The sequence below is a fragment of the Agrobacterium sp. SORGH_AS_0745 genome (assembly GCF_030818995.1).
GTDB classification, from domain to species: domain Bacteria; phylum Pseudomonadota; class Alphaproteobacteria; order Rhizobiales; family Rhizobiaceae; genus Agrobacterium; species Agrobacterium tumefaciens.
Genome location: NZ_JAUTBI010000003.1, coordinates 2577826 through 2596065, shown reverse-complemented (window position 1 = coordinate 2596065; position 18240 = coordinate 2577826). Strand labels below are relative to the sequence as shown.

16 protein-coding genes and 1 tRNA gene are annotated in these 18240 nt (G+C 59.1%); 11 read left to right on the top strand and 6 right to left on the bottom strand.

Annotated features, from left to right (window positions below; genetic code table 11):
- Positions 1 to 6: 6 nt before the first annotated feature.
- A complete protein-coding gene (locus QE432_RS22495) occupies positions 7 to 702 on the bottom strand; it encodes a MerR family transcriptional regulator (protein ID WP_003513073.1) in 696 nt (231 codons plus the stop codon).
- Positions 703 to 935: 233 nt separating this feature from the next.
- Here QE432_RS22495 and QE432_RS22490 point away from each other — a divergent pair, with 233 nt between their 5' ends.
- Both QE432_RS22490 and QE432_RS22485 read left to right on the top strand, forming a co-directional pair.
- Positions 936 to 1691, top strand: a complete 756-nt coding sequence (locus QE432_RS22490; protein WP_003513071.1) for a pyridoxine 5'-phosphate synthase — start codon at positions 936 to 938, stop codon at positions 1689 to 1691.
- 71 nt (positions 1692 to 1762) lie between these two features.
- Entirely contained in the window at positions 1763 to 3028 is a 1266-nt protein-coding gene (locus QE432_RS22485) for an NAD(P)/FAD-dependent oxidoreductase (RefSeq protein ID WP_080798232.1), read from the top strand.
- Between the two features lie 144 nt (positions 3029 to 3172).
- Here the strand turns inward: QE432_RS22485 and QE432_RS22480 are convergent, their stop codons facing one another.
- The gene (locus tag QE432_RS22480) at positions 3173 to 4219 is read right to left on the bottom strand and encodes an NAD(P)-dependent alcohol dehydrogenase (RefSeq protein ID WP_003513067.1); all 1047 of its coding nucleotides are present in this window, start codon (positions 4217 to 4219) and stop codon (positions 3173 to 3175) included.
- Positions 4220 to 4406: 187 nt separating this feature from the next.
- On the opposite strand from QE432_RS22480, the gene QE432_RS22475 reads away from it, so the two are divergent.
- From QE432_RS22475 to ilvC, 3 genes are all read left to right on the top strand, one after another.
- Positions 4407 to 5315 carry an AraC family transcriptional regulator gene (locus QE432_RS22475; RefSeq protein ID WP_038491507.1) on the top strand — a complete coding sequence of 303 codons (909 nt, stop codon included), beginning with the start codon at positions 4407 to 4409 and terminating at the stop codon, positions 5313 to 5315.
- A 152-nt stretch (positions 5316 to 5467) separates the two neighbouring features.
- Positions 5468 to 6121 carry a TetR/AcrR family transcriptional regulator gene (locus QE432_RS22470; protein WP_003513063.1) on the top strand — a complete coding sequence of 218 codons (654 nt, stop codon included), beginning with the start codon at positions 5468 to 5470 and terminating at the stop codon, positions 6119 to 6121.
- Positions 6122 to 6165: 44 nt separating this feature from the next.
- Complete coding sequence (gene ilvC, locus QE432_RS22465; RefSeq protein ID WP_003507583.1) at positions 6166 to 7185, top strand: ketol-acid reductoisomerase; 1020 nt, start codon at positions 6166 to 6168, stop codon at positions 7183 to 7185.
- A 72-nt stretch (positions 7186 to 7257) separates the two neighbouring features.
- On the opposite strand, the gene QE432_RS22460 is transcribed toward ilvC, so the two are convergent.
- Positions 7258 to 8289 carry an endonuclease/exonuclease/phosphatase family protein gene (locus QE432_RS22460; RefSeq protein WP_019565331.1) on the bottom strand — a complete coding sequence of 344 codons (1032 nt, stop codon included), beginning with the start codon at positions 8287 to 8289 and terminating at the stop codon, positions 7258 to 7260.
- A gap of 109 nt (positions 8290 to 8398) precedes the next feature.
- Positions 8399 to 8851, bottom strand: a complete 453-nt coding sequence (locus QE432_RS22455; RefSeq protein ID WP_306627115.1) for an RbsD/FucU family protein — start codon at positions 8849 to 8851, stop codon at positions 8399 to 8401.
- Between the two features lie 265 nt (positions 8852 to 9116).
- Here QE432_RS22455 and QE432_RS22450 point away from each other — a divergent pair, with 265 nt between their 5' ends.
- The 5 genes from QE432_RS22450 (at position 9117) to QE432_RS22430 (ending at position 15649) form a co-directional block, all read left to right on the top strand.
- Positions 9117 to 10361: an aminotransferase-like domain-containing protein gene (locus QE432_RS22450; RefSeq protein WP_025593984.1), complete on the top strand. Its 1245-nt coding sequence runs from the start codon at positions 9117 to 9119 to the stop codon at positions 10359 to 10361.
- A gap of 308 nt (positions 10362 to 10669) precedes the next feature.
- Positions 10670 to 11653 carry an ABC transporter substrate-binding protein gene (locus tag QE432_RS22445; RefSeq protein ID WP_013636459.1) on the top strand — a complete coding sequence of 328 codons (984 nt, stop codon included), beginning with the start codon at positions 10670 to 10672 and terminating at the stop codon, positions 11651 to 11653.
- Positions 11654 to 11662: 9 nt separating this feature from the next.
- A complete protein-coding gene (locus QE432_RS22440) occupies positions 11663 to 13357 on the top strand; it encodes an ABC transporter permease (RefSeq protein WP_065659225.1) in 1695 nt (564 codons plus the stop codon).
- Positions 13345 to 14373 (top strand): ABC transporter ATP-binding protein, encoded by a 1029-nt coding sequence (locus QE432_RS22435; RefSeq protein ID WP_306625785.1) that lies wholly within the window; start codon positions 13345 to 13347, stop codon positions 14371 to 14373. Before QE432_RS22440 ends, QE432_RS22435 begins: the two co-directional genes overlap by 13 nt.
- 166 nt (positions 14374 to 14539) lie before the next feature.
- The gene (locus tag QE432_RS22430) at positions 14540 to 15649 is read left to right on the top strand and encodes an endonuclease/exonuclease/phosphatase family protein (protein WP_111783527.1); all 1110 of its coding nucleotides are present in this window, start codon (positions 14540 to 14542) and stop codon (positions 15647 to 15649) included.
- Positions 15650 to 15667: 18 nt separating this feature from the next.
- On the opposite strand, the gene QE432_RS22425 is transcribed toward QE432_RS22430, so the two are convergent.
- On the bottom strand, positions 15668 to 17407 hold the full coding sequence (locus tag QE432_RS22425) for a GGDEF domain-containing protein (RefSeq protein ID WP_306625782.1): 1740 nt from the start codon (positions 17405 to 17407) through the stop codon (positions 15668 to 15670).
- Positions 17408 to 17614: 207 nt separating this feature from the next.
- On the opposite strand from QE432_RS22425, the gene QE432_RS22420 reads away from it, so the two are divergent.
- A tRNA-Thr gene (locus QE432_RS22420) sits at positions 17615 to 17690 on the top strand.
- A gap of 55 nt (positions 17691 to 17745) precedes the next feature.
- On the opposite strand, the gene QE432_RS22415 is transcribed toward QE432_RS22420, so the two are convergent.
- The gene (locus tag QE432_RS22415) at positions 17746 to 18099 is read right to left on the bottom strand and encodes a nuclear transport factor 2 family protein (protein ID WP_003513050.1); all 354 of its coding nucleotides are present in this window, start codon (positions 18097 to 18099) and stop codon (positions 17746 to 17748) included.
- Positions 18100 to 18240 lie beyond the last annotated feature (141 nt).

Sequence of the window (18240 nt, the reverse complement as noted above, 5' to 3'; positions counted from 1 at the left end):
GCCTTGTCAGGCGCGGATGACACCCAGCAGAACCGCTTTGGCAACCGCCTGAAAGCGGTTGCTGGCACTGAACTTGCCGATAATCTTCGCCTCCAGTTCGTTGAGGTCGTTACCTGAAAGGCCGAGAGCGCGCGCGAGCCTTACCGGGGCGTACCCCTCCGCCATCAGTTCCAGGCATTTTCGCTCGTTGTCTGTCAGCGCGATATCCTTGCCCGGTCCCCGCTCAGCGGCGTCGAGGCCATCAGTATCGTTATCGGTGGCGAGCAGTTCCTCGATCTGCTGGGCCTGGCGCTGAAGCGTGGAGCGTTCCGCGGTCAGTTCTCTTTTTCGCTGCCGCAGCGCGGAGTGGAATATCTCGTCCGCTTCTTCCTGCGAGAGAGAGCGGGCAAGTTTTTCCATGATGTCTGTAATGGCTGCGACGGAAATGCCGACTTCGCGACAGACATTTATCACCGCCATGCGTTGCACGTTGCGGTGGGAATAAACCCGCATCTGGCCAATGCGTTTCGAGGTCAGCAGCGCCTTTTCTTCGTAGAAATGCAGGGTCCGGTGCGTTACGCCGAAAATGTTGGCCATGTCGGCGATGGGAACCGGTTCGGCGGGCAGGGAGGAGGGCAGGCTTATATCCGGTAAAAAGCTGCTGATCCTTAGATTGGGTTTGTCCTCGTCGCCGTGTTCAAACGGCATCCTGCCATTCTGCATCGTTTCCCCCTTCGCGCGTTTTGACAGTGTGCCTGCTTTTTATGGCATTCGTTACTTGTTCCCCACCGCAGACCTGTCTTCTGATCAAGACATTTTGCCGATGCTGCATGAGAACCGTAACCTGTATTGCCTGCTTTCGTTCCCGTATCCTTAAAAAATTTTATCGGCCTCCTTGCGGTCGGCGTCAACCTGCGTGAAACAGGATGTCAATTCCGAACCGGAGCCTCGATGTCATGCCCGCAAAACTTTCCGTCAATCTGAACGCAATTGCCATGCTGCGCAACCGTCGCGATCTCCCATGGCCGGATGTCGCGCATTTCGGGCATATTGCACTCGCTGCGGGTGCTAGCGGGCTGACTGTACACCCTCGGCCGGACCAGCGCCATATCCGCTTTTCGGACTTGCCGGTGCTGCGTGCGCTCATCGATGACAGTTTCCCAAGCGCGGAATTCAACATCGAAGGTTATCCGACCGAGGATTTTCTCGTTCTGTGCGAACAGACCCAGCCTGAGCAGGTGACGCTGGTGCCCGACGATCCGTCGCAGGCGACATCAGACCATGGCTGGGATTTCCGCAAGCACGCGGTTTTCCTGAGAGAAGCCGTTGGGCGCCTTAAGGCTGGCGGTATGCGGGTTTCGCTTTTTGCCGATGGTGACGGCGAGCGCGAAGCGGTGGAGCTGGCGGCTGAGACGGGTGCTGCCCGCATCGAGCTCTATACCGGTCCCTATGGCGGCTGTTTTGACGATCCGCAAAAGGGTGACGCGCTTCTGGAAAAACTCGGACAGACGGCGGATTACGCCGCAGCGCTCGGGCTTGCCGTCAATGCCGGGCACGACCTGACTGTAGCAAACCTGCCCAAGCTTATGAAACGCATACCTTATCTCGCAGAGGTCTCCATCGGTCACGGGTTGACGGCGGATGCGCTGGAATATGGTATGGCTGAAACAGTCCGGCGTTTTTGTCGCGCCTGCGGTCAGGCTATTTCATAACCAAAGTCATTTTTTTTGCCTATAATCTGCTTGCGCATGCTCCGTGCGCGAGCTTTTAAAGGCAGAGACACATGCAAGAACATCACGTTGTCGTCGTGGGTGGAGGCTTCGGCGGCTTACAAATGGTACACGGGCTGGAGGGGGCCCCTGTCCGCATCACATTGATTGACCGCCGCAACCATCATCTATTTCAGCCATTGCTTTATCAGGTTGCGACGACGGCTCTTGCGACATCCGAAATCGCCTGGCCGATCCGCCATCTTTACCGAGACCGCAAGGAAGTGACGACGCTGCTTGCGGAAGTGAACGGCGTAGACCGTGACGCGCGCACCGTGCATCTGAGTTCCGGTCAGGTCATCGGCTTCGATACGCTGGTGCTGGCCACCGGCGCCCGTCATGCCTATTTCGGCCGTGACGAATGGGAGCGTGCCGCTCCCGGCCTCAAGACGCTCGAGGATGCAACGACGATCCGCCGCCGCCTGCTTCTGGCTTTCGAGCGCGCGGAACTTGCCAGCAGCGAAGAGGAACGGCAGGCGCAACTGACCTTCGTCATCATCGGGGCAGGCCCGACGGGCGTGGAAATGGCGGGCATGATCGCCGAGCTTGCCCACAAGGCGCTGCCGCCGGAATTCCGCAATGTGGATACCAGAAAGAGCCGCGTGCTGCTTGTCGAGGCAGGTCCGCGCGTTCTGCCGGTTTTTACGGACGATCTTTCGGCCTATGCCAAGCAGGCGCTTGAAAAGCTCGGCGTCGAGGTTCTGCTCGGCACACCGGTGACGGCCTGCACCGATGAGGGCGTGACGGTGGGTGAGACCTTTTATCCGTGCCGCACAGTGGTCTGGGCCGCCGGCGTGCAGGCGTCTCCCGCTGCAAAGTGGCTGAATGCCGCTGCCGACAGGGCGGGACGCGCTCTCGTCGGGCCGCATCTCAATCTGGAAGACGACCCCAATATCTTCGTCATCGGCGATACGGCCGCCGTCAATCAGGAAAACGGCAAACCGGTGCCGGGCATTGCGCCTGCAGCCAAGCAGCAGGGCGCCCATGTGGCAAAGGTCATCAAGGCGCGGCTATCCGGAGAGCCGGAGCCCGCGCCGTTCCGCTACAGCCATCAGGGTAATCTGGCGACCATCGGCAAACGCGCGGCGGTGATCGATTTCGGCAAGTTCAAGCTCAAGGGCGTGCTTGCATGGTGGATCTGGGGGCTTGCCCATATCTATTTCCTGATCGGAACGCGCTCGCGGCTGGCCGTGGCGTGGAGCTGGCTGTGGATTTACCTCAGCGGCCAGCACAGCGCGCGGCTGATCACCCAGAAAGAGACGTTGAAGGACGAGGCCTGAGGGCAGGGCGGATAAAGGAAAGCGCGGGAAGCATTGGCTTCCCGCGCTTGCTTATGGTCAGTGCGCCAAACCATTCCTCCGTTACGCCGTATTAAGTGCGGGGTGACGGAGTGCGGATGTGGCGAGCTTGTGCCAATCCAGGGCTCAAGCGTCGAGCGATGCCATGTCGATGACGAAGCGGTAGCGAACGTCGCTCTTCAGCACGCGCTCATAGGCTTCGTTGACATCCTGGATGTTGATCGTTTCGATCTCCGAGACGATGTCATGCTCGCCGCAGAAATCCAGCATTTCCTGGGTTTCCTTGATCGAGCCGATCATCGAGCCGGAGAGGCTCTTCGCACCGATGATGAGCGAGAAGGCGTGGACCGGGATCGCATGTTCCGGTGCACCGACCACGACCATGCTGCCCTTGGGCTTCAGGAGGCCGAGATAGGCGTTCCAGTCGATTGCGACACCTGCCGTGCAGATGATCAGGTCGAAGGTGCCGGCCAGCTTTTCGAAGGTCGAGGCGTCGCTGGTGGCGTAATATTCCTTCGCGCCGAGCTTCAGTCCGTCTTCCTTCTTCGACAGGGTCTGGGAAAGAACTGTGACATCCGCGCCCATGGCAGCGCCGAGCTTGACGCCCATGTGGCCAAGACCACCCATGCCGACGATTGCGACCTTCTGACCGGGACCGGCGTTCCAGCGGCGCAGCGGCGAGTAGAGCGTGATGCCTGCGCATAGAAGCGGCGCGGAAGCGTCGAGCGGCAGGTTGTCCGGGATCGACAGGACATAACCTTCCTTGACGACGATCGAGTCGGAATAACCGCCATGGGTGGCTGTCTTCGTATTTGGATCAACATCGTTATAGGTCTGGACGAGGCCGGGCATGTAGTGTTCGTTGTCGAGGTCGCGGGTGGCGCAGCCGACGCAGGAATCGACGAAACAGCCAACGCCGACATGATCGCCGACCTTGAATTTCGTGACCTTGGAGCCGACGGCCTTCACGACACCGGCAATCTCATGGCCGGGAACGATCGGGAAGACGGCATTCTTCCATTCGTTGCGGACGGTGTGGATGTCCGAGTGGCAGATGCCGGCATATTTGATATCGATGACAACGTCGTCATCGTTAGGCTCGCGGCGTTCGAAGGTGAACGGGGTAAGCGGCTTCGACGCATCGGTCGCAGCATAACCTCTTGCAATGGCCATCTGAATATCCTTTCGGGAGTTGGGGACGGCGGAATATGCAATGGAAGGGTGCCGCGGCGTTAGAGCGATCCTCCGAGCTTTTTGCACGATCCTGCAAAAAATTGCGGTGGGCTATTTGCGGAAACTGGCCCGGCTTTCTAGATAATGCAAACAGACACGCTGCTTCCTTCCCTAAAGGGTTTCCCAGATGACCATGCCGTTCAATCTCTATCAGGAGATCGCCTCCATCGCCGCACGGCATGCCACCCGCGATGGCGAGGTCCAGACGGCAATCGAAACCCTCGGCATCAGCCGCCGGTCCACACCCAGCGCGCCGTGCCACGGCAGCTATCGTCCCTGTTTGGCAATGGTGATCCAGGGGTCGAAAAGCGTTCAGCTGGGAACGGACACCATCAATTACGGGGCCGGCGACTATCTTCTGACCTCGCTCGACCTGCCGGTTGCCTGGCGTGTGGTGGAAGCGAGCGAGGAAGTACCGCATTTTTGCATCGGGCTTGCGATCGACAGCGAAAAGCTGCTCGACCTTATGAGCCGCATGCCGATCGAGCGGCCTCAGGAGCCGGTAAGCGGCCAGCGCGGCATCGTGGTGAACGCCGCCACACCGGAGCTGCTTGATGCGGCCATCCGGCTGATGCGCCTGCTTGACCGCCCGGCGGATATTGCGGCCATGGCTCCGCTGATCGAGCAGGAAATCCTCTATCGAATCCTGACGGGACCAGCGGGTGGGCAGCTGATGAACATCGTCGCTGCCGGAAGCCACGGCAATCGGATTGCCCGCGCCATCGCCTGGCTGCGCGAGAATTTCGCGCGCCAGCTGCGTATCGAGGAACTTGCGGAGCATATCGGCATGAGCGTGTCGTCTTTCCATCACCATTTCAAGACGATCACGGCCATGACCCCCATTCAGTACCAGAAGCAGCTGCGGCTGCATGAGGCGCGCCGGCTGATGCTGCTGGAGCGCTTGGATGCAGGCACGGCCGGCCATCGTGTCGGTTACCAGAGCCCTTCGCAGTTCAGCCGGGAATACAGCCGCTTTTACGGGATGTCGCCCTCACGCGACGTCGACGCCTCGCGTGAGATAAGCGCGTCCGGATAAAGCGGCATTATGGTGCGGCGCATCCTGCTGCCGCATCGCGTCAATTCGTACATCACTGTGAAGAAAGCGCTTGACGGGCAAGCTGCCTCCGCTTAAATGGCGCTCGAACCGTACCGTACGGTACATTAATCGAGCCTCTGGAGTGGAAATAAGTGGCCTCCGACCCGATCACAGCGCAGGAATTTTCGCCGCGCCAGAACGCCGTTCTGGATCAGGCATTGCGTCTTCTGGTCGAGGGTGGCGAGAAAGCGCTGACGACCTCTGGTCTTGCGCGCGCGGCCAACTGTTCCAAGGAAAGCCTCTACAAATGGTTTGGCGACCGGGACGGCCTGCTGGCTGCGATGATCACCTTCCAGCAGAGCAAGGTTCGCACCTTCGAGAAGGCGGGCGACCGCGTGTCTGCGCCGCAGCTTGCCGATCATCTCGAGGTTTTCGCACATGATCTGCTTGATGTGCTGGCGGGCGATGTGTCGTTGGCGCTCAACCGTCTGGCGATAGGGCAGGCGAGCCGTGATGGTTCCAAGCTTGGCGATCTTCTTCTGGAACGTGGCCGTCGCCAGATCGACCGCCGCGCCCGCGGGTTGATCGAGGCGGGTCGCCGTTCGGGTTACCTGCGTTTCGATGACGCCGAAGAGGCGTATCGCAGTTTTTACGGCCTCATCGTTTCGGATCTGCATGTGCGCATGCTGCTGGGCGAGGCGCCTGACAAGGATTTTTCCGCCCGGGCAAAGAAGGCGGTGGTCGCCTTTCTAACACTCTACGGCACGGAAAAGGTACATTCGGAACTGGGCGGCAAGGTCGCCTGAGGTTCCGGTTCACACAGAGACAAGCATTAGGGAAGGACCATAAAATGCGCGTTTATTATGATCGTGATGCGGATCTCAATCTCATCAAGTCCAAGAATGTCGTCATCGTCGGCTACGGTTCCCAGGGCCGCGCCCATGCGCTGAACCTCAAGGATTCCGGCGCCAAGAACGTCGTCATTGCTCTGAAGGCCGGTTCGCCGACCGTCAAGAAGGCGGAAGCCGACGGCTTCAAGGTCATGACCGTTGCCGAAGCCGCCAAGTGGGGCGACCTTTTGATGATGGCGACGCCTGACGAATTGCAGGCCGACATCTACAAGGCCGACATTGCCGGCAACATCCGTGACGGTGCGGCGATTGCTTTCGCACACGGCCTCAACGTTCACTTCGGCCTCATCGAGCCGAAGGCTTCGCTCGACGTCGTCATGATCGCACCGAAGGGCCCCGGCCACACGGTTCGCGGCGAATACCAGAAGGGCGGCGGCGTGCCCTGCCTCGTTGCCGTTCACCAGAACGCTTCCGGCAACGCACTTGAACTCGCTCTCTCCTACGCCTGCGGCGTTGGCGGCGGCCGTTCGGGCATCATCGAAACCAACTTCAAGGAAGAGTGCGAAACCGACCTCTTCGGCGAACAGGTCGTTCTGTGCGGCGGTCTCGTAGAACTCATCCGCGCCGGTTTCGAAACCCTGGTCGAAGCCGGTTACGCACCGGAAATGGCCTATTTCGAATGCCTGCACGAAGTGAAGCTGATCGTTGACCTGATCTATGAAGGCGGCATCGCCAACATGAACTACTCGATCTCCAACACGGCCGAGTGGGGCGAATACGTCACCGGTCCTCGCATCATCACCGCTGACACCAAGGCTGAAATGAAGCGCGTTCTTCACGACATCCAGACCGGCAAGTTCACGACCGAGTGGATGCAGGAATGGAAGGCTGGCGGCGCACGCTTCAAGGGCATCCGTCGCAACAACGACGCCCACCAGATCGAAGAAGTCGGCGCAAAGCTGCGCGGCATGATGCCCTGGATCGGCAAGAACAAGCTGGTCGACAAGGCTGTCAACTAAGCTTCATTGCTGACAGAATATTGGAAGGCCGGGGCGAGAGCTCCGGCCTTTCTGCATTGCGCCTGGCTAGGATCACACGATGGCGTCGGCTTCCTCGATAATGACCGATACGGGAAAGTGATCGGAGAAACCACCGAGATTGACGTTTTTGACTGCATCGCCTTTCGACAGGCCGAAGCGGATCGGCCCCTCATTCTTGCTGTGGCTGACCATGGCGGCAATGGCTTCAATTTTCGCGGTTTCCTCGCGCACCGCGAAGCCGCTGCTCCCGGTCAGAAGCGATCTTGAGACGAGGATCTGGTCGAAGATATTGGCGTCGCCGTTGAAATAGAGCGTGCCATAGATCGTTCTTGCCGTACCGACTGAATCCACTACCTGCTGGCGCAGGTAGTTCCAGGTGAGATTGTAGAACATTGCCGATTGCGAGCTTTCGACATCGTCGCGCTCGCGGGTGGAATTGGCGTGATAGCGCAGCGATGCATCGGAAGGGTCGTCGTTGAAATCGCCGAAGGCGACGACGGCGATGTCGTTTCCTTTTTCTTCCCTGATCCGCTGGTGCCAGTAGCCAAGCGTCTCACCGGCGGTCATGCGAAAACCGGCGCTTTCCACCGCGCCGCCGGAGCGCGACGGCCAGTGATTGGAAAGGGCGATAAGCTGGCGTCCGCCCTTGGTGATGAAGGTGCATTGGGTAATGTCGCGGGTACCGGTGCGGCGCATCACGAAATGGCTGAAAATCTCGGTTTCGTTGATCAGTAGCTTCTTGCTGTCATAGATGAAGGCCGTATCGATGCCGCGCTGGTCCTTGCTGGAATCTGCATGCACCACACGGTAGGCGCGCTCAGGCATGAGGTCGTTCAGATGTTCCGCAAGCGTCTCCAGAACGAAACGGTTCTCGACTTCGCACACGCCGAGCAGATCCGGCCCGGCGCCGCCGATCTGTCTTATGATCAAACCGAGTTGCCTGAGCTTGGTCTTGAACAGATCTTCGGTCCAGCCTTTGAGATCGTTCTTCAGCCGCTCGGCAATCCAAGGTTCGCGCGCTGGATAACCCTCCGGCGCAAACAGGTTTTCGACATTCCAGAACGCCAGGACATATTGGGTCATGATACCTCACACCTCCGGTTGGTTTTACAAAACCTAGTGGAAGTTTTTGCCACAACAACTTGAAATTGTCATGACGGGTTTAGCACACGACCCATTTTGCCGTTCGATCTTACTTGCCCGGAGGGATGACGCCCTTCGTCAGCAGGAAGCAGCCGTAAAAACGGGTCTCACCTGTTGTGATGACGCAATATGCTTTTTTAGCCTGTTCATAGAAGGCGAAGCGTTCGATACCATACATGGGGGTGGATTTTCCCTCCGCCGCGTCTATTTCCTTCTGCACTTCGACCTGTACGGGTTCCAGCTGGTCCGGTGCGCCCATCACTTCCATGCGTCCGACCGAAGGCTGCAGCGGCGTGTCGAGTGGCAGCACCGAGAGAATCGCCTGCATGGCGCGGGCGGCGGAAATGTTGTCCATGCGCAGCACCTTGCCGACCGTTGTCTGGCGAGCCACCGAATCGGAAGGGAAGTTGGTGTCGGAAATCACCAGCGTATCGCCGTGACCCATGGCGCGTAGCGCGTGAAGGACATCGGCATTCAGCGCCAGGTCGATATTTTTCAGCATGTCGTCAAACTCCCATGATGCTTTCGCCGTGTCGCGGCGCGTGGCCGCAATCCAGCCGGAAAACCTTGCCGCGTCAATCGCAAACGGAAGATTGTGAAGCTTTGCGCAAGGGTGTATTTGGCTTTGTCCGCCAAAGGCGGGCCCAAATGCGGGTAACGTGCAGGGAGGCAGAAATAATTCGAAAAACTGATAAGTCAGTATTGCTGACGTATCGACATTTCTGTAAAGATGCACGCATAAAAACGACACAAGAGGAAACGTACCCATGCTTGATTGGGAACAAATTTTCGCCACGCGCTCGTCGCGCATGAAAGCGTCTGAAATCCGCGAGCTGCTGAAGCTGCTCGAGCAGCCCGATATCATCTCCTTTGCCGGCGGTATTCCGGACCCGGCTCTTTTCCCCGCAGAGGAGTTCCAGCAGGCTTATGCGGAAATTTTTTCGGGTTCGCAGGTTAACTCGGCGCTGCAATATTCGGTGAGCGAAGGTTACAAGCCGCTGCGCGAATGGCTGGCGGGCGAAATGGCCGAGATCGGCATCGAATGCACTGCCGACAACGTCTTCATCGTTTCCGGTTCGCAGCAGGGTCTCGACTACCTCGGCAAGCTGTTCCTGTCGCCGAAGGATACCGCGCTGGTAACTTGGCCGACCTATCTCGGCGCACTTTCCGCCTTCAACGCCTATGAGCCGAATTACGACCAGCTCAATCCCGGCGGCAACCGCACGCCGGAAGCTTACCGCGAAACTGCGGCCAAGCTCGGCGGCGCCGTGAAGTTCGCTTATCTCTCTGCCGATTTCTCCAATCCGACCGGGGAAACCGTTGATCTTGCCGGCCGCGAAAAGGTTCTGGCGCTGGCTGACGAGCTGGATATCGCCGTCATCGAAGACGCCGCCTATCAGTCGCTGCGTTATGATGGTGAAGCGGTTCCGCCGATCATGGCGCTGGACATTGCCCGCTCGGGCGGCATCGAGAACACCCGCACCATCTATTGCGGCAGCTTTTCCAAGACGCTCGCACCCGGCCTTCGCGTCGGTTACATCGTCGCGTCTGCGCCAGTTATCCGCAAGCTGGTGCTGATGAAGCAGGCCGCAGACCTGCATTCCTCGACGATCAACCAGATCGCCATCGAACGTGTCGCTTCGCGCGGCTTCGACAAGCAGGTCGCCAAGATCAAGGCTGCCTACAGCGCCCGCCGCGATGCGATGCTGGCTGCGCTCGACAGATACATGCCGAAGGGCACGCGCTGGACCAAGCCGGAAGGCGGCATGTTCATCTGGGTCACCCTGCCGGAAGGCATGGATGGCGCCGCATTGCTGGCAAAATCCATCGCAACGGAAAAGGTCGCCTTCGTTCCGGGTCGCGCCTTCTTTGCGGATGGCTCGGGTACGAACACGCTGCGCATCAGCTTCTCCTGCGCCAATGAGGCGATGATCGAGGAAGGCATGAAGCGGCTTGGCCGGTTGATCGCGACGGCGCAGGCGGAGACGACCGAAGTGGTTCCGGCGATTTGAGGGTTGCCAGGTTTTCGGCAGCGACGGGGAGGCGGCTTACCCCCCCTCTGTCCTGCCGGACATCTCCCCCACAGGTGGGGAGATCGACCCGTGGTGAGGTTTCGCCCATCTCAACGTTCGAAAATTAAGTGACGAAAGAGCGTCTTGCCGATCTCCCTCCTCGTGGGGGAGATGCCCGGCAGGGCAGAGGGGGGTAGGCCCCGGTCTCCACCTTGGCTACCGAGATCACACCCCTAAAATCCTGCCTGTCACATACATGTTATGCAATCATGTTTTAGCGGTCCCACGAAACAACAGGGACTCGACCTATGAAAACGCTGCTTTCCGCTTTTACCGCCATCGTATCGCTCGGCTTCATCGCCACCGCTGCCAATGCTGCCGATCTGGTGCTTTATACCAGCCAGCCGAACGAGGACGCGCAGGCGACCGTTGATGGTTTCAAGGCCGCCAATCCCGGTATCGAAGTCGAATGGGTGCGTGATGGAACGCCGAAGATCATGGCCAAGCTGATGGCTGAGATCAGCGCCGGCAATCCGGTTGCCGACGTGCTCTTGATCGCCGACACCGTCACACTCGAGCGCATGAAGCAGGCTGGCCAGCTTATGGCCCACAAGTCCCCGGAAGCGAAGAACATCGACGCCTCGCTCTACGATGCGGACGGCTATTATTATTCCACCAAGCTCATCACCACCGGCATCATGTATAACACTGCCGCTGCGATGAAGCCGACGAGCTGGAAGGATCTTGCCAAGGCGGAAGCCAAGGGTCTCGTGACCATGCCGAGCCCGCTGACCTCTGGTGCAGCGCTGATCCACGCGCAGACGCTGGCCGCTGCCAACGGCCTCGGCTGGGACTATTATAAGCAGCTGAAGGCCAATGAAGCCATTTCCGGCGGCGGTAACGGCGCGGTGCTGAAGTCGGTTGCATCAGGTGAGAAGGCTTACGGCGTTGTCGTCGACTACATGCCGATCCGCGAAAAGGCCAAGGGCGCCCCGGTGGAGTTCGTCTTTCCGGAAGAGGGCGTTTCGGCCGTGACCGAACCGGTCGCGATCCTCAAGGGTACCAAGCATGAGGAAGCCGCTAAGAAGTTCGTCGACTACGTGCTTTCGGAAAAAGGCCAGCAGGGCTTCGTCAAGCTCGGCTACATCCCCGCGCGCGCTGACGCTGGCATGCCGGAAGGTTTCCCCGCCCGCGACAAGCTCAAAGTCCTGCCGCTCAACGCCGCGGACGCGCTGAAGAATTCCGAGCAGGATCTGAAGACCTTCTCCGATATTTTCGGCTCCAAGGGCTGATATAGCGGCATGTCCCGATCAAGTGCCTATGGAAACAGCCAGCCGCGCTGGCTGTTTCCTTTTGTGGTGAGCGTCGTTTTTGCGCTCAGCGCCCTGCCGCTCGGGCGGCTCGCCTATACCGGCATTCTTTCGTCACTCAACGGTGACATATGGCGATTGCTGGCTGATCCCGCCCTTTGGGATGCGGCGCTGAACACGCTGTCCACCTCGTTTTTCGGCATGCTGATTTCACTCATGATCGGCGGGGGCTTCGCGCTGGCGCTGACGCTTTGCGACATACGCGGCAAGTCGATCTTAAGCTTCCTCTTCATGCTGCCTATGATGATCCCGCCGCAGGTGACGGCGCTGTCGTGGATCGGCATGACCGGCCCGTCGAGCACGCTTTTGAAGGCCATCGGCCTTGCGCCGCCCATGGGCTCGCCGCAGCCGCTCTATTCCATTGCCGGTATCGCGCTTTTGCTCGGCGTGCAGCATGCGCCGCTTGTCTATCTGTCGCTGCGCGCTGGTTTGCTGGCCTTGCCGCAAGATGGCATCGAGGCGGCCAAGCTTTCCGGTGCTTCGCCTCGCCGCGTGCTGTTCGATATCATCCTGCCGCTTTCGACGCCGGGATTGATCGCCGGGGCGGCGATCTCGTTTGTGTCCAATGTCGGCAATTTCGGTATTCCGGCTATCCTCGGTATTCCGGCCTCGATCTTCACCCTGCCGACGCTGATCTACAGCCGCTTCGCCAGTTTTGGTGCGAGCACCTTCGGCGATATCGCCATTCTCTCGACCATGATCGCCATCATCTCCGTTGCCGGTCTTGCGCTGCAAGAGCGGGCAATGAAGGGCAGGGACTATCGCATCATCGGTCTTTCCGGCAAGGCCGCGACTTTCAAGCTGTCGCGCTGGCGTGTAGTTGCTGAGCTTGTCCTTTGGCTCGTGCTGTTCTTCATGCTGGTTGCACCACTTGCTGCGCTGGTGGCAAGCTCGCTTGCCCCCGCCTATGGCGTGCCGCTCAGTCTCAAGACCGCTACGATGCACGCCTATGAGGAGCTACTCTACCGGCAGAGCGTAACCCGCACAGCCTTCCGCAACTCGCTGTTTCTGGCGACGGTCACATCCCTTTGCCTGCTTGCGGTGACGGTGTTGACCGCCTATTTCCTGGTGCGCGGCAAAAGCCGCTTCATGTTCCTGCTGTCGGCGCTGGTGGATATTCCCTATGCGCTGCCAGGTGTGGTGATTTCCGTATCCTTCGTCCTGTTGTTCGCGGCCCCCATTCCGCTGCTCGGCATCACGCTTTACGGCACGATCTGGATCATTCTGCTCGCCTATTTTTCCTCCTTTTTCGCCGTCAGCCTCAAACCGATGGTCAGCGCCTTCCTGCAATTCGATCCGTCGCTGGAAGAGGCGGCAAGGCTTTCGGGCGCCGGTTTCTGGCGGCGGTTGAAGGACATCATCCTGCCGCTGGTCGGGCCTGCGGCTGGCGCTTCCGTCATCCTCGTTTTCCTGATCGCCTGCAATGAGCTGACGGTTTCGGCGCTCCTTTGGTCCGCCGGCACGCAGACGCTCGGTGTGCTCATCTATAACCTCGATGACAGCGGCAGCTTCGATCTTGCCTCCGCACTTTCGGTGCTTGTCGTCATCATGGTGATTTTCCTCATGCTGCTGCTCGAAATTCTGGGGCGCTATCTGCCGAAAGGAGTCGTCCCTTGGCGAAACTGATCCTCAATCGTCTGACGAAAAGCTTTGGAGCCGGGTCGAAACCCGCCGTCGACGACGTCTCGCTCACGGTGCGTGAGGGAGGTTTCCTCGCGTTGCTCGGGCCTTCCGGCTGCGGCAAGACGACGGTGCTGCGCATGATCGCCGGTTTCGAGCAACCGACTGATGGCTCCATCCTGCTCGGCGAGCGGGTGCTGGCCGATGCAGGCAGCATGGTGCCGCCGGAGCGGCGCAACATGGCGATGGTGTTCCAGTCCTATGCGCTCTGGCCGCACATGTCGGTTGCCGACAATGCCGGCTATCCCCTGAAAGTTCGCGGCATTTCCGGCGAGAAATATCGCGAGAAGGTGGCCCAAGCGCTGGCAGCCGTACGCCTTGATGGCTTTGCGGACCGCCGTCCCGCCGAGCTTTCCGGTGGCCAGCGGCAGCGTGTGGCGCTGGCTCGCTGCCTCGTCACCGAACCCGATGTGGTGCTGCTCGACGAGCCGCTCGCCAATCTCGACCGGCATTTGCGGCAGGAGATGGAGGAGACCTTTCGCGAGTTCCACATCCGCTCCGGCGCGACGATGATCTATGTCACCCACGATCAGGCGGAAGCCATGGCGCTGGCAACCGATGTCGCCGTCATGTCTCAGGGCAAGCTGCTTCAGGTCGCGCCGCCCGACGAGCTTTATGCACGCCCGGAGGGGCGTCTCGTCGGCTCGCTGGTGGGGCAGGGCGCCATTCTCTCCGTGCGGGTGCCGGAAGGTTCTTCGCGGGATATTGACTGGGACGCGCTCCGCACAGCGATGGATAACGGTGGGCAATTACCACGGGCGGATATTCTCGTGCGGCCGCAGGACGTGGTGCGGGATGCGGATGGAATCACCTGCACCGTGACCTCGGTTCTCTACGAGGGCGAGCGTTATGCCTTGCGTCTCGACCTGCCGGACGGGCAGGCGCTTCGGGCTTATTCTCGAGAATCGGTTGCGGTCGGTGACCAGCTGCCGGTTGCGATTCGTGCGGCGTGGCGTCTTTAGCATTTGCTTGCACCCTCATCCCTGTGACGGGCACAGGAATGAGGGTGGGGAATATCCCGGCACATAAAATCCGACATCGTGAATAGGGAATCTGATCGACGCGACTGGCCACTGGCGAGACCGAACGGGAGCGGCTAAGCTTCCATTCCAGCAACAGGAATGAAACATGTCGCTTCGGCTCGCCACCTTCAATATCGAAAATCTTCTCACTCGTTTCGACTTTACCGGTTTTCGCAACCAGACGCGGCGCGACAGGGCGATCCAGCTTTTCGATATCAGGGACGAGGCGACCTATCAGGCGCTGGAAAGTGCGCGGGCAGTCTCTTCCACAGACGATACGCGGCAACTTTCGGCGCTGGCCATTGCGGATGCGGATGCCGATATTCTCTGCCTGCAGGAAGTCGACAACATGGCTGCCCTGCAGGCTTTCGAATATGGCTATCTCTACCGCATGGTCGGCAACGGCTATCTGCAGAAATATCTGGTCGAGGGCAATGACAGCCGCGGCATCGATGTCGCCGTCGTCATGCGCGAGCAGACCCGAGACGGCGACAAGATCGAGGTCATCGACATCAAGAGCCACGCCGCGCTAACCTACCGCAATCTCGATCTCTTCAATCCCGCACTTGCCGCGACCAACCAGATAGACGACAAGATTTTCAAACGCGATTGTCTGGAAATCGATCTGAGGATCGGCGGCAAACCGCTGACGCTTTACGTCACGCATTTCAAATCCATGACCAATGCCCGTGACGCCATAGATGCCCGGCTCGCCACCATGCCGATTCGCGAGGCGGAAGCCATGGCCGTTCGCCGCATCATCGAAAACCGCTGGGGCGCAAACAATACCCGCAACAAGAATTTTGCCATCTGCGGCGACATGAATGATTATCAGGAACGCATTTCGATTTCCGGCGACCGGCGCAGCGGCTACAGCTTTACGCCGTTGGAAGAGGAGCGGAGCGCGCTCGATATCTTCACGGCGGATGATTTTGTGACCAATCCGATGTCGCGCCGTGACGTCATGGATCGCTGGACGCTCTATCATTCGCGCGGGCCACAGGAACAGCATCTCTGCCAGCTCGATTATATCTGGCTTTCCCCGCATCTTGCGCAGATCAATGCGACAAGGGTTCCCGAAATCATCCGCGCTGGCCAGCCTTACAGGACGGTCTTTCCGCCGGGGCAGGAGGTGGATCGTTATCCGCGCACCGGCTGGGACCGCCCCAAGGCTTCCGACCATTGCCCTGTCGTTATGACGCTCGATCTGATCTGACCTGCCGCTCCGGGCTGCCTAGCCGTTGGCGACCTTGGGGAAATAGGTCGCCCACACCCGGTTGCGGCCCGCACGCTTGGCCTCATAAAGCCGGTCGTCGGCAATTGCGATCAGCTCGTCCCAGCTGTTGATCGCACGTGCCTCCTGCCAGACCACGCCGAAACTTGCCGTCAGTGACAGCCCGCTTTGTTCATCAATGACCTGGGCTTCAATCAGCCGGCGCAGGCGGTCGGCGGTGGCGGTCGCCGTCGCGTGGCTGACATCCTGCAACACGACCACGAATTCCTCGCCGCCATAGCGCGCCAGAATATCGTTTTTACGGAGGGCGCCTCTTAAAAGAGTCGCTGTCTTCTGTAGCGCGAGGTCGCCCATGGCATGGCCATAACGGTCGTTGATGGATTTGAAGTGGTCGATGTCGACAATCATCACGCCAAGCGCCTGCAACTGCTCCTCGCCGCTCAATATGGCACGAACGGTCTTTTCCAGCGCACGGCGATTGGACACACCGGTCAAGGCATCTGTTTCTGAAAGCGTGCGTAATTGTTCGGCCAGCGCAGACTGCTGCTTTTCCATTTCTTCCTTCTGGCGAAGCTGCTCGCGCAGGAAATCCAGTTCCTCGAACATTTTCTTCACTTCCGGAGCCGCCTTGTCCTGATACAGGGCTCCTGAAAGATTGCCAGCGGCGATTGCGGCGATCTGCGTCTGGACGGATTGCATGGGGCGGAACAGTGCCGTTCTGTAAACCGATGCAAGCCGCAGCAATACCAGAACCGCGATGAGAGCGAGGAGGAGAGACGTTCCACCATAGATCAACGCCTGTTCCTTGTTCCTTTCTATCCTTGCCCGTGTTTCGGCGAGAATAAGGTCGCGCAACGTGCTCGAGGAACGCATGCCCTTGATGTAGTTTTCGGAGAATTCGCGAACGCTTGGCTGCGCGGACGGCACCACCATCGCAATCGTATTCTGCGCATAGGGAAGTGCCTGGCCGAAATAGAAGATTTCAATATCGCGAAACGCTGCATCGACGCGTGGTGTGGACAGGTAAGCGGCGGTGTAGTTCGTCAGCGACGATTTCAGTAGTGTGAGGCTCTGTATTTCCGTGTCGAATTTTGCGCGGAGGCTCAGCTTGTCCTGCCTGTTCGCCCGCAGGCTCATGACCACGTAGGAACCGAGGCGACCGATCCGGTCCCGCATCACTCCGGCCGTGCCGGTCATGGCGATGTCGATCGCTACATTGGGCGTTACCTTGATGATCGCGCGGGCGGTCTTGCCACGCAGCATGTTGACGCTGTCCGCCGCCTTGAACATCGCAAAAATTGCGTTGGACATTGCCGTGTAGCTGCGCGCGGTTTCCGGAAGTGCAGCAACCTGATCGACCGCTTCTCGGGATTGCGCCAGTTTTCGGCGTGTATCGACCAGCGATTTTGCCAATTCTGGCTGCGCCCGGATTTCCGCGGCAAAAGAGTTTTCGAGTTCCACCAGCTTGTCGTCCGTCGCCTTGCGCGCTGCGGCAAGCTCCTGGACCAGTTTTGCATCGGGGGAAGACGCGCCCATCAAATTATTGGCAGGACCACGCTCGGCCGATACCAGCCATGCGGACTGGAGGGCCGTTTCGAAGCGGCTGAGTTGCTGCGCATTGGTCCGGTAGCGTAAGTAACTGGAAACGCTCGGCAGGGCGGCAAGGGTTGCCAACAAGATGGAACTTACCGCTATGACGATCGTACCGGTTAGTTGGATTTTCTGTATGCTTGCGCGCATGCGATGCGTTATTCCCGGTGGGATGGTTATGAATTATCGCCATTTTAGCTACATCGCGTAAATACTTCGCTTATTTTGCAGGCCTTTTGCCGCGACCTGGTGATTGAAACCCACAGGTACGGTGTGGAAAATAGGTCTCCCAACGGCGCGCAATCAATTTTTGCTTTACACGAAGTGAGAATCTGATAGTTGGCAAGGCACTGGATTGCCCTTGTAGCTCAGTTGGTAGAGCACCTGATTTGTAATCAGGGGGTCACGAGTTCGAACCTTGTCGGGGGCACCAGTATTTTCAATGGCTTGGCCATTTCCCCGCTATTATTCCTGCATTCGCACAACGCCTATGGCTTGATGTGATATAGCTTGTGCACGATTGCCCAGTTGCCGTCGCGCTCCAGCAAGGACAAGTATTCGCTAAAATCCATGCCGTCGAAACTCGTCGTCAGCTTCACGGACGCGCTGTCGCCTTCCTTGTCGATGCCGAGGATTTCGAAGACGGGGTCGTGATCGGGCAGGCCGCGTTCGCTTTTCCGTATCTGCTCGGCGAAGTCCTCCAGTGAAAGCCATTCCGTTTCACCCTGGAACGTCCCGACGATGCTGGCGCGCGGATCGAAAACATCACGCATCAGGCCCTCATCCGCATAGGCCATGGCGTGCACATAATCCGTCACTGTCTGGGTAATGGTTTGCGGCATCGGATCGTCCCTCCCTTCAGATCCAAAAGCCAAGCTTACACCCGTTGGAGCCGTTCCACCATAAGCACCGTAAAACCTGCGGGTTGCACGGTTTTCCGCATGGGTAGGCAGCTTGGCCCGGCGTGTTTTGCCATGACTTTC